This window comes from Terrisporobacter muris (assembly GCF_024621905.1).
Lineage (GTDB): Bacteria > Bacillota > Clostridia > Peptostreptococcales > Peptostreptococcaceae > Terrisporobacter > Terrisporobacter muris.
Genome location: NZ_JANKBY010000325.1, coordinates 1 through 4035, shown reverse-complemented (window position 1 = coordinate 4035; position 4035 = coordinate 1). Strand labels below are relative to the sequence as shown.

General features: G+C 29.0%; 3 protein-coding genes. 1 reads left to right on the top strand and 2 read right to left on the bottom strand.

The window, feature by feature from the left end:
* Positions 1-198 precede the first annotated feature (198 nt).
* Positions 199-966: an LCP family glycopolymer transferase gene (locus tag NSA58_RS17040; RefSeq protein WP_257560724.1), complete on the top strand. Its 768-nt coding sequence runs from the start codon at positions 199-201 to the stop codon at positions 964-966.
* 68 nt (positions 967-1034) lie between these two features.
* Here the strand turns inward: NSA58_RS17040 and brnQ are convergent, their stop codons facing one another.
* Both brnQ and NSA58_RS17030 read right to left on the bottom strand, forming a co-directional pair.
* Positions 1035-2348, bottom strand: a complete 1314-nt coding sequence (brnQ, locus tag NSA58_RS17035; protein ID WP_039679095.1) for a branched-chain amino acid transport system II carrier protein — start codon at positions 2346-2348, stop codon at positions 1035-1037.
* A gap of 227 nt (positions 2349-2575) precedes the next feature.
* Entirely contained in the window at positions 2576-3964 is a 1389-nt protein-coding gene (locus NSA58_RS17030) for a protein kinase domain-containing protein (protein WP_257560723.1), read from the bottom strand.
* Positions 3965-4035: the final 71 nt, after the last annotated feature.

Here is a 4035-nt window from a genome sequence, read left to right as displayed (position 1 = left end):
TATTAACTTAATTTTTCGTGTTAGTTATTGATAAAAATAGAGATAATTCTTTAAGCTAAAACTATATATAAATTTTGTCTGAGCGACATGAAATTTTAGGCAAGGATTTTGAGCAAATAAATATCTAAAAAGTGTTATATAATTTGAGATTTTTTCCCATAATCCTATTACAACTATTTGTAAGAGGAGGAAATTACCTTGTCAAAACTTTTAAAAAAAATAAAATTTATCATTATATCAACGAGTTTAATTTTTGTAATAATAGGAGTTGTAGCTTATGCAGATTTATTTTCACAGAAAAAATCTAATAGCTTACCTTCTTCCACAGAGGTAAAAGAGGATATTGCTAATAATAACTCAAATATAAGTTCATCTAAAGATAAAGTTTCAAAAGATACTACAAACATCCTACTTTTAGATGATAAATCAGACTCTATGGTGGTTGCTTCAGTAGATACTACCAATAAAAATATTCAATTAACGCCAGTTACAAACACAGGCTACTTTGACAGAAGTAATATGGAAGATTTGCTAAATAATATTGAAAAGAATATAAATATGAATTTAGATAAGTTTTTGCAAGTGGATACATCAGAATTAATGGATGTTGTTTCAGTTTTAGGTGATATTAATGTTAATATAAAATCAGAAGATATGAAGCTTATTAATAACCTAATCCCAAAATTTTATGCAGAGTTCCAAGATAGTTCCAAAGGTGAAATGAAATTGATAACTTCACCTGGTGAACAAAATATAAACGAATATCAAGCGATGGCTTATGTTAGTGCTGTTTCCAAAGATAGTAATAAACAAAAGGAAGCCATTCTTTCTTTAGTTAAAAATATAAAGGATTTAGGTTTTAGCAAATATTTTGAGCTTTATAATAAGATAAAACCTTATGTGGAAACTAATTTAACTATCCCTGATATGTTAAAAATTGCTTCTACTGATTATGAGTTTAAATAAAAATTTATCTAAATAGCCTGAGAATATAATCCTATTCTTAGGCTATTAAATTTATTGTATAGTATTTATTACTGTGCACTATCTAGAAGATCACACTCTGGCTCATTCTTCTGAGGTATAAAATTACCTAATAAAGCCCCGATTATAGCTGGAACAATCCAGTTAAATCCTAAGTCATAGAATGGTAATTTTTCTATTAACGAAATATTAATTCCCATTCCATCTACAACAGTAAGTATGCTCACTAATAATGCCATATATGTTGCCCCTTTGAATGAATTATCATTCTTAATTTTATGTCCGAATAAAGTCATTATTATTAGAACTATAGTAGCAGGATAAATAATTGATAATATTGGTTCTGCAAATGATATTATAGTACTTACTCCAAAATTAGATACAAATGCGCTAAATACACAAACAGCTATTACTACAGCTTCATACTTTATCATTCCTTTAGAAATTTTAGTAAAGTATTGAGCTGTTGCAGAAGTAAGACCTATGGCTGTTGTCAAACATGCTAGTCCTACAATTATTGCAAGTATTACTTTTCCTGGTTGACCTAGTAACTGCTCTGTTATACTAACTATTAGTGATGTTTGATTTATCTCACTTGGACTAAAACCTTTGAATTGATGTGCCACAGATGAGCCTAAATATGTAAGACCTCCATAAACTATGAATAATGCTACACCTGCCACAATTCCTGCTTTTAATGTTAATTTTACTTTTTCAGATTCATCATTATATCCTTTTTGAGAAAGTGATATTATAACAACTGCAGATAATGCTATGGCTCCAAGAGGATCCATTGTTTGATATCCTTGAGATATACCTTCTGCAAAAACTTGATTTATAACTGCTGGTTCATTTAAATTTCCAAGTGGATGTATTACACCCATTATTATTAAAAATATTAAAGCAATTAATAAAGCTGGAGTTAAATATTGTCCTATAATATCTACAACTTTGGATGGTTTTATTGTAAGTATTAATGTCAATCCAAAAAATAATATGGAGAATATAACAGGATTAAAACCCGCAAAAATTGGTTCCATCCCCATTTCAAATGTTGTTGCTCCTGTTCTAGGTATTGCTAAAAGTGGACCAAGGCAAATCATTATTGCTGTCGCTAATACGAATGATAACGTTTTACCACTTCTAATTAAGACTTTGTTGATATCACCTTGGCACTTAGCTGATGCTAATATGGCTAGTAATGCTAATCCAACATCTGCCAAAACAAAACCTGTAAAACCTACTAACCAGTCACTTCCTGATACTACTCCTAAATAGGGAGGAAATATTAAGTTTCCTGCTCCAAAGAACATAGCAAATAATGCAAATCCTACTACTAAGATATCCTTATTCTGACCTTTCATGTTAGTACCCCCTTAAACATTGAAAAATTTTATGTTTAAGTTGGATTATATATCATTAGAATTTAAATAGTATATAAATGTACTGTTTTTTAACATATTTTTATCATTCGGGGAAAAATTTAACCTAATTTTTACAGAAACGATATAATATTTAATTTATATTAGCTACTTTATAGTCAAAATAAAGTAAGAGTATCATTAGCATAATACCCTTACTTTATTTTTATCTATTCAGTTTCTGATTCTAGTCCTATATCACTGTCTCCTGAATCTGGTGTTGGCTCTGGATTAGGATCTGGCAATGGCTCTGGTGTTGGAGTTTCTTCCCCTGAACCGTCTCCTGGATTGTTTGTATCACCACCTGGATTATCTGTATCATCTTCTCCTGGGTATTGTCCTCCACTATTGTTTCCAGTATTACCAGAATTATTTCCGTTATTATTGTTGTTATTATTATTATTGTTATTATTATTATTGTTATTATTATTACTATTCCCATTGTTTGGATAGTAATCATTCGATGTATCATTGTTATTGGAATTATCATCAGTATTATTATAAATTGGTTCACTATAATTATCCTTGTCATTTGAGGCTGGTTTAACTTCTGTAGCTTCTTCATCTACTGGTTCTTCATCTTCTAGTATTTCCTCTTCTAGCTTAGTAACAACAGGTTGTACAGGTGGTTTAGCACTTGCAGTTTCCTCTTTCTTTTTATTATTAAATAAACTTCCACCATTAATAGTTTTTGCCAATATTAAGAATACTAAAAGACAAACTCCTAACCTTATTATTAGTTGTAATGGTGTAGTTTTATAAGAATTTTTCTTAATTTCTACTTCGTATTCTTCATCATCTTCTTCAATTAGGACTTCCTCTTGCGTATCAACAGCAGCACCTTCCTTAATATACTCTAAGTAAGCATCGGCATCTGCTACAAATTTATTTAAATCTTCATATATACTAAATTTTTTATTAGTGCATTTATCAATTATATATAATAAGTCCTCGTCATAAATTTCATTTTTACATTTTCCTGGTTTAAAATTAGTATTTTTAGTTAGTAATTCAAATAAAATAACTCCTAAAGAATAAATATCTTCTTCTTCATTGAACTCTTCTTCTAAAGGTTCATTTAAAATTTTTTCCTCTAAGTAAGCTAGAGTATCTATTTTTACAGTACCATTTTCATCAATATATATATTGTCACAACTTAACTTTCCATAAACAATACTTTTGAAATGAAACTCTTTTAGCCCTTCTGCAACCTGTTTAAGTATTTTAATAGCTTCTACTCCACTAAGCTTTCCAGCTTGTAATTTTTCTTTTAAACTTATGCCAGGGAAATTTTCACATTCTATATAAGGATACGAGTTTTCTTCCCCTACGATGCTTCCCACAGTATTTATGCAAATTAAATTAGGATTTTCCATATCTTTTAGGATTCTTACTTCTTTTCGTAGATTATCTATATATTCTTTATTATTGCTATTATTAACTATAACTTTTAAAGTAATTATATCCTGTGTTATAGAATTTACAGCTCTATAAGTATCTGCCCATTGACCTCTTTTTATAATCTGCCTCTCACCATATTTTTCATTAAAATTATTCATTTCTTCCCCCTTTTCATAATTATTTCACAATACCCCATATAATAAATTATGTCTAAATTTACAATATTTAG

Bases quoted from the DNA above. Each gene is read 5' to 3' on its own strand.
- NSA58_RS17030 (WP_257560723.1), bottom strand. From the start codon at position 3,964: ATGAATAATTTTAATGAAAAATATGGTGAGAGGCAGATTATAAAAAGA.
- brnQ (WP_039679095.1), bottom strand. From the start codon at position 2,348: ATGAAAGGTCAGAATAAGGATATCTTAGTAGTAGGATTTGCATTATTT.